This window comes from Caballeronia sp. (assembly GCF_049581465.1).
In the GTDB taxonomy this organism is placed as follows: domain Bacteria; phylum Pseudomonadota; class Gammaproteobacteria; order Burkholderiales; family Burkholderiaceae; genus Caballeronia.
Genome location: NZ_JBAUSA010000091.1, coordinates 1 through 6,671, shown reverse-complemented (window position 1 = coordinate 6,671; position 6,671 = coordinate 1). Strand labels below are relative to the sequence as shown.

General features: G+C 61.0%; 8 protein-coding genes and 1 pseudogene. 4 read left to right on the top strand and 5 right to left on the bottom strand.

Going from position 1 to position 6,671, the window contains the following annotated elements; genetic code table 11:
* The coding region (locus WCA53_RS02245) for an NAD(P)H-dependent flavin oxidoreductase (protein WP_423905025.1) at positions 1 to 554 on the top strand (554 nt) is incomplete at its 5' end.
* A 46-nt stretch (positions 555 to 600) separates the two neighbouring features.
* Positions 601 to 1,308 (top strand): GntR family transcriptional regulator, encoded by a 708-nt coding sequence (locus tag WCA53_RS02240; protein WP_423905024.1) that lies wholly within the window; start codon positions 601 to 603, stop codon positions 1,306 to 1,308.
* A gap of 215 nt (positions 1,309 to 1,523) precedes the next feature.
* Here the strand turns inward: WCA53_RS02240 and WCA53_RS02235 are convergent.
* The 5 genes and pseudogenes from WCA53_RS02235 to WCA53_RS02215 all read right to left on the bottom strand — a co-directional run.
* Positions 1,524 to 1,724, bottom strand: a pseudogene (locus WCA53_RS02235) (aldehyde dehydrogenase family protein); the annotation flags it as partial.
* A gap of 6 nt (positions 1,725 to 1,730) precedes the next feature.
* Positions 1,731 to 2,702, bottom strand: coding sequence for a quinone oxidoreductase family protein (locus WCA53_RS02230; protein ID WP_423905022.1), 972 nt, complete (start codon positions 2,700 to 2,702; stop codon positions 1,731 to 1,733).
* Positions 2,703 to 2,713: 11 nt separating this feature from the next.
* Positions 2,714 to 3,496 carry an SDR family oxidoreductase gene (locus tag WCA53_RS02225; RefSeq protein ID WP_423905019.1) on the bottom strand — a complete coding sequence of 261 codons (783 nt, stop codon included), beginning with the start codon at positions 3,494 to 3,496 and terminating at the stop codon, positions 2,714 to 2,716.
* A gap of 4 nt (positions 3,497 to 3,500) precedes the next feature.
* Positions 3,501 to 3,983 carry a carboxymuconolactone decarboxylase family protein gene (locus WCA53_RS02220; protein ID WP_423905017.1) on the bottom strand — a complete coding sequence of 161 codons (483 nt, stop codon included), beginning with the start codon at positions 3,981 to 3,983 and terminating at the stop codon, positions 3,501 to 3,503.
* A gap of 354 nt (positions 3,984 to 4,337) precedes the next feature.
* Positions 4,338 to 4,775 (bottom strand): hypothetical protein, encoded by a 438-nt coding sequence (locus WCA53_RS02215; RefSeq protein ID WP_423905015.1) that lies wholly within the window; start codon positions 4,773 to 4,775, stop codon positions 4,338 to 4,340.
* A gap of 438 nt (positions 4,776 to 5,213) precedes the next feature.
* Here WCA53_RS02215 and WCA53_RS02210 point away from each other — a divergent pair, with 438 nt between their 5' ends.
* Positions 5,214 to 5,876, top strand: coding sequence for a response regulator (locus WCA53_RS02210; protein WP_423905013.1), 663 nt, complete (start codon positions 5,214 to 5,216; stop codon positions 5,874 to 5,876).
* Positions 5,873 to 6,671: histidine kinase dimerization/phospho-acceptor domain-containing protein (locus WCA53_RS02205; protein ID WP_423905011.1), on the top strand; the 799-nt coding region annotated here is incomplete at its 3' end. The genes WCA53_RS02210 and WCA53_RS02205, both read left to right, overlap by 4 nt.

Here is a 6,671-nt window from a genome sequence, read left to right as displayed (position 1 = left end):
CGACGATGTCGCTGCTACCCTCTATCGTCGATGCCGCCAAAGGCGTTCCCGTGGTGGCTGCGGGCGGTATTGCCGACGGGCGCGGCCTCGCCGCGGCGCTGGCGCTGGGTGCGTGCGGAGTCTGGATGGGAACGCGCTTCGTGGCGAGCACCGAATCGGCCAATCATCGCGGTTACAAGGCACGGGTGGTTGCAGCCCGCGCGACGGACCTGGTGGAGACCAAGCTGTACGATTCGGGCTGGCAGGACTCTCCGCATCAGGTTATCCGTAATTCGACCTTCGCTACATGGCAAGACGCGGGATGTCCGCCGACCGGTCAGCGACCTGGTGAAGGCGAGGCGATATCGCGCTTTCCCAACGGGAAGCCGCTCAACCGCTATGACGTCGCGGCGCCTTGGGACGCCATGGAAGGAGATTGGGAGGCGGGTCCGCTCTATGCGGGTGCAACAGTCCAACTCGTCCATGAGGTCAAACCCGTTGCCCAGATCATCAAGGACATCGAGAGGGAAGCCGGGGCGGCGCTTGATAGAATTGCGGTTTTGCGGACCGGCTAACATCGCACGTTTGCGGACCGGCCGCTCACTCGAGCCGAGACGATCCATGGGAAAGCAGAACGAAACCGCCAATGTCGCTGACGATCGGCCCGCAGGGGCCGGGCCCAGCGTCACGCGCGCTACCACGATCGGCCAGCAGCTCAGGCAAGACATCATGAGCGGGCGTCTGGCGCCGGGCAGCAAGTTGCACCTCGAAGACCTCCGCGCAGAGATGGGTGTCAGCTTGAGTCCCCTGCGCGAGGGCCTTTCGAGGCTGGTTACGGAAGGCCTCGTCACGTCACAGGATCAGCGAGGCTACAGCGTCGCGCCCGTATCGAAAGCCAACCTGATGGAGATTCTGGACTTGCGTACGAACCTCGAGGTTCGCGCGCTCCGGGCCGCCATCGAGCAGGGCGACGATGCCTGGGAAACCGACGTACTCTCATCACACCATCTGCTGACCAAGATCGGCGACAAAGAGCGCTGGACGGAGCCTTTCTACGAGGAATGGGAGGATCGGCACCGGGCGTTTCACAGTGCGTTGATCAAAGGCAGTAATGCTCCGTTGCTGCTTCAGTTCTGTCAGACGCTTTGGGACATGGGGCATCGCTACCGCAGCATCTTCGTTCGGGCCGCGCCGCCCAAGCGCGATATCGGTCGCGAACATAAGGACCTGCTCGATGCAACCCTGCGGCGCGACGCCGACGCAGCGTGCAAGATTCTCGTCGACCACATCGAGCGCACTGGACGCAACATCATCCGCAACATGCCTTGATCGATTGGCGCCTTCTACACCGAGAAAATGGCGCCGATGGGGCAGCGTTCGAGCGACGAGAAGCGGTAAGGACCGACGCGTATGCGCAGCCGGGAACCGGCTGAAGCGAGTGTTGGAGCAGTGCAAAAAAGAAGGGGGCGATTTCGTCATCGCCCCCAGACATCGATGGGTTGTAGTCGGCTACCAATACCAGCGCCGAATTTCTACCTGTGTCATCAAGCCAGTGTGTAGGCCGTCTTGACCGTGGTGTAGTGTTCGCGGGCGTACGTCCCCTGCTCGCGTGAGCCGTAACTCGAGCCCTTGCGGCCACCGAACGGCACGTGATAGTCGACCCCTGCTGTCGGCAGATTGACCATCACCATGCCGGCCTCGCTATTGCGCTTGAAGTGCGTTGCATATTTCAGCGAAGTCGTAGACGGAGGCTAGAAGGTAATGACGGTCGACCCCTTCGTCTTTCTACTTTCGACATCCTTATGGGCTCGAACCACTTCTTCGATAGAGTAGGTTTGGCCAATCGGCACTTTCAGGCCGCCGCGGATCCGTTCGAAGAAAGCCGTGGCATAGCGCAACAGCTCGGGCCTCGTGCGTACGTAGTGAATAAACCGCGGGCGAGTCACGTAGAGCGAGCCCAGCTTGGCGAGGTCGCCAATGTCGAATGGCTCCGGGTCTCCAGATGCAGAACCAAAACTCACGAGCATGCCTCGAAGTGTCAGGCTATGAAGTGAGGACTCGAAAGTATCGGCGCCCACAGAGTCGTACACCACGTCGACACCGCGGCCGCCCGTGATTGCACGCACGCGCTCCGCGACGTTCTCGACGGTAGAAACAATCACGTGGTCGCAACCGTGGGCGAGCGCGTGGGACACTTTCTCCTGACTCCCCACCGTACCAATGACGGTAGCGCCCAGCCACTTGGCCCACTGGCAAAGAACGGTCCCGACTCCACCAGCGGCAGCATGAACCAATACCAGATGTCCCGCCGCTACCGGAAAGGCATCTTCGACCAGGAACGCGGCGGTGATTCCATGCTGGAGAGCGGCAGCGGCGATCGTCGGGTCGATGTCGACGGGAAGTTTCACCAGACGGTCTGCTGGAACAATCCGTTGTTCTGCATAGCTGCCGGGTGGAATGCCTGCATAAGCGACGAGATCGCCGACAACCAACTCCGTGCTTTCCGAGCTTATTTCCCGAATCACGCCGCAACCGCCAACCCCAAGACCCGTCGGCAAGGTCAATGGGTAATGCCCCTGACGATGCATGATGTCGAGATAGTTCAAAGCGACCGCGATGTGCTCGACGCGTGCTTCCCCGGCGCCGATCCTGGCGCTTGCTTCTTCATGGATCTGCATGACTTCGGCATCGCCGAAGCGCTCGATCTTGACGACTTTTGGCATGATAGTTCTCCTTAGAGTCCTTTGACTGCACCACCGTCGACGCGGATCATGCTCCCCGTCACGAAACTGGCGCGCGTCGATGCAAGGAAACTGACTACATCGGCAAACTCGTCGGGTCGGCCATATCGACCGGCCGGAATCGAAGCCAGCATCGCTTCCGTGATTTCCTCGATTGAGCGGCCGTTATGTGATGCATTTGCGCGATCGAGCTCGCCTGTGCGATCCGTCTGGATACGTCCGGGCAAAACCATGTTCACGGTCACACCGTCCTTGGCGACTTCGGTTGCCAACGTCTTGGACCAGCCTGCCAACGACGATCTCAACATCGTCGACATGGATAAATTAGGAATCGGCTGCACGATCGAAGTCGACGCGACGGTGATGATGCGACCGAATTTGCGCTCCCGCATTCCAGGCAGCGCCAACCGCGCGATTTCCACCACGGGTAGAACCATTGCGTTGAATTGGGCCGTCAGTGCATCGGCTTCGACTTCCGCGGCAAGGCGCGCCGGTGGACCACCCGTATTGGCAACCAGGATATCGATGCCTCCGAGCGCTTCGTGAGCTTCGGCAAATATCTCTCTCGCGGCGACATTCAGATCGCCGACAATTGCCGTAGCCCTTCCGCGACCTTGGGCAGTAATAGAATCGGCCAAGGCCTGCAACTGCTCACGATTCCTGGCTGTCAGCGCTACGTGCGCACCTTCCGCTGCAAGGCCCTCAGCGATTGCACGCCCCAGACCTCGACTGGATGAAAGGACGAGTGCGCGTTTGTCTTTGAGTCCGAGATCCATCACGTCACTCCGTTGTCTTCGATGCTTTCGAATCGCCAGCCGCCGATGAAGCATCGCGCGCATTGACCTCAGCCTCTGCAAGCTGAGCGATGATCTCCGCGCCGCGATTCGCAACCGGCATTCCGCCAAACAGATAAGCAAGACTGACGACGGCCTGCATTTCCTCCCACGAGGCGCCGGCTCGGCGCGCTGCCCGCCCGTGCAATGAGGCGGCATCGTAGAGGCCCATCGCCAGCATGCCGAAGAGCATGAGTTGCGATGTCTTCACATCGAAGCAGGCTGGATACATTGCGTGCTGTCGAATCTCTTCTTGCAGCGCAAGCAATTTCGAATCGAGGGCGCCCGTGACATTCAGGCGCGCCGCAATGCGCGGCGGAACGAATCCGATCAACTCTTCGTAACGCGCTCCGCGATCGCCGAGCGTTGCCTGCGGATCGCAGTAGGGTCCAATCTCGTCTCGAACGGCCGAGAAATCCAAACGTTGCATGGTGCATTCCCTCATATCAGAAGCGACCTTTGCATCCTAAGTGGCATGATCGATATCGTCAATATAAATCGATTTTAATTACTACATCGATATTGTTGCCGACCAAGGGCTGACCATGGGTACTTCGAAGAGCGCAGGATTGCGTACGCAAGCGGCTCTGCGAAGCAGAGCCGCTTGCGGACAGTGATGGCCTCGCACGTGCGCTGGGGTTCAGGGTGCGATCCGTTGGTCCCCGAAAAAGGACCATGGCGCATCACCGCGGCAACAAGGATCTAATAGGACGAAAGGCAGCACATGAAGATGATCGAACACTGGGCGAACGGCAGCGATGTCCGGTTCATGGGGGTCCCAGGTCTAGCGGCGCTTGGACTCGATTTGCTGAAAGAGCTTCCAGGCTTCGTGCCGAAGTCCTCTCGTCTCGCGGCACGAGGTGCCAGTCGATTTACGTGTAAGCGCGCTGTGCGACAGCGACGGGAAGAGTTCCACGTACAGTTGGACGAGCCATGCGTCGGGGCACCGCTCCGTTATTGCCACGCCGTTACGCGTGACCGTGCTGAGCGCGACCTGATCGGTGCGCAATGCCGCCCGGAACGCCTGCCACGCCCGTTTCCAGAGATACAGCGTTAGCAGCAGCGCGGCGCCGAACATTGACGCCCGCGCTTCGGGACCCGAATGGTCTGCCGGAAGGTGGAGCAACGCGACGAGGACCACAGCCGCCGCGCTCACCACGCCGGTCGCTGCCGAGAGCAGGACCAGGTGAGCGCGCAGGGCGCCAATCGTAGTGGATCTCATGAGAGCCTCTTGATACCGGCGAAGTCATCGGCGCCGGTCACACCGAGGCGCGCAACAGATCACGCCGGGAAACAGAATGCGGCGACCATCCTTAAGCGACGCTTATTTGGCGGCGGAACGGTAAGCACGTCGTTCTCGTTTTGAAAGCAACCTTAAACTCTAGGAGTTTCTTCGCATCGGCGGCACTGCTTCACCACCCGTTGCAGGAGAACGGGCTGCATCGGCAGCATGGGGCCACGAGCGCATCGAAATTCGGGCCATAATTGAACGGGTCGGGTGGCGACCACCACGCTCGAATAGTCGCTGGACGCAGCCTATTGCGGATCGGACAGGAGGCCCCCGGTACCAAAGCGTCCGAACATTGGAACGAACTGCTTAAGGATCGCTTAAGCACCTGCCCCGGACAATGCATGTCCGTAGGACAAGAGGTAGTTTGCAATGCGCTTGCTATTGGTCGAAGACGACGAAATGATTGCCGAGACCGTGCTCGACTCCATGCGGCGTGCGGGTTACGCGATCGACTGGGCCGCGGATGGACGAGCGGCGGAATTGTCGCTCGGCAACGGTGTGTACGACCTGGTCCTGCTCGACCTGGGCCTGCCCAAGCGCGACGGCATTCAGGTTCTGAACGATTACCGCAAGCTGGGCGGCGCGGCTTCGGTGATCATCCTCACCGCGCGCGACGCCGTGGACGATCGCGTGCGCGGGCTCGACGCTGGCGCCGACGACTATCTGATGAAACCTTTCGATCTCGACGAGCTAGGCGCGCGGGTGCGGGCGGCGCTCAGGCGGCGCACGGGTCAAAGGCAGCCGATATACTCCCACGGGCAACTGACGGTCGATCCCGCCTCGCATGAAGCGACAAAGGCGGGCCTGCCGCTGCCGCTCGTGCCGCGCGAATTCGCCTTGCTGCAAGCGTTGATCGAGGAACCCGCCCGGGTGTTCAGGCGCGCAGAACTTGAAGAGAAACTGTACGGCTGGGGCGAGGAAGTAGGCAGCAATACCATCGAAGTCCATGTTCATAGCTTGAGGCGCAAGATAGGCGCGGACCAGATCATGACCATCCGAGGCGTGGGCTATCGCCTGAAGAGGCTCGAATGACATCCATCCGGCGGTGGCTGCTCGGCTGGCTCATCTTCGGCCTTGGCGCAGCATCGCTGGCGGCCGGCTTCGGGATTTTCCTGACTGCCCGCAAGGAAGCCGGAGAGCTCTTCGACTACGAATTGCGCACCGTCGCGATGTCCCTGCCCGCGAACATCGAAGTTGCCCATGCCGCCGAACACAGTACGCGCGACTTCAATGGCATCGATGACGACCTTATCGTCATCGATATCTGGAGCACGGACGGGCAACTTGTCTATCACGCGCAGAAGGAGCCGGTGCTGCCGCGCCTCTCCGACGGGTTCGGCTCGGTAGAGCACCATGACTATCGATGGCGGGTCTTCGGCTTGCAGCAGGCCGACCGATTCATCCAGGTGGCCCAGCCGTTTTCGGTACGCAACGATCTGGCGCTGCGGCTCGCGTGGCGCACCATATGGCCGCTCGCGCTGCTCGTGCCGGTCACCATTGTCCTGGTGCTGTTCGTGGTCGCGCGCGGGCTTTTACCCATTCGCGAGCTGTCGCGGGGGTTGTCCAGGCGTTCCGCGCATTCTCTTAATCCGCTCTCGCCCGACATGCGCATTCCGGTGGAAATCGGACCGCTGGTCGACGCGTTGAACGGCCTGCTCAGGCGCTTGAACGATGCGGCGCTGGCGCAGCGGACCTTCGTCGCGGATGCCGCGCATGAGCTGCGCACGCCGCTCGCCGCGTTGAAACTGCAAATTCAGGCCGCGCGGCGCGACGGCACACTGCGCGGCGAGCCCCAGGCACTCGAACGTCTGGAGGGGCGCCTCAATC

Bases quoted from the DNA above. Each gene is read 5' to 3' on its own strand.
- WCA53_RS02240 (WP_423905024.1), top strand. From the start codon at position 601: ATGGGAAAGCAGAACGAAACCGCCAATGTCGCTGACGATCGGCCCGCA.
- WCA53_RS02220 (WP_423905017.1), bottom strand. From the start codon at position 3,983: ATGCAACGTTTGGATTTCTCGGCCGTTCGAGACGAGATTGGACCCTAC.
- WCA53_RS02225 (WP_423905019.1), bottom strand. From the start codon at position 3,496: ATGGATCTCGGACTCAAAGACAAACGCGCACTCGTCCTTTCATCCAGT.
- WCA53_RS02215 (WP_423905015.1), bottom strand. From the start codon at position 4,775: ATGAGATCCACTACGATTGGCGCCCTGCGCGCTCACCTGGTCCTGCTC.
- WCA53_RS02210 (WP_423905013.1), top strand. From the start codon at position 5,214: ATGCGCTTGCTATTGGTCGAAGACGACGAAATGATTGCCGAGACCGTG.
- WCA53_RS02230 (WP_423905022.1), bottom strand. From the start codon at position 2,702: ATGCCAAAAGTCGTCAAGATCGAGCGCTTCGGCGATGCCGAAGTCATG.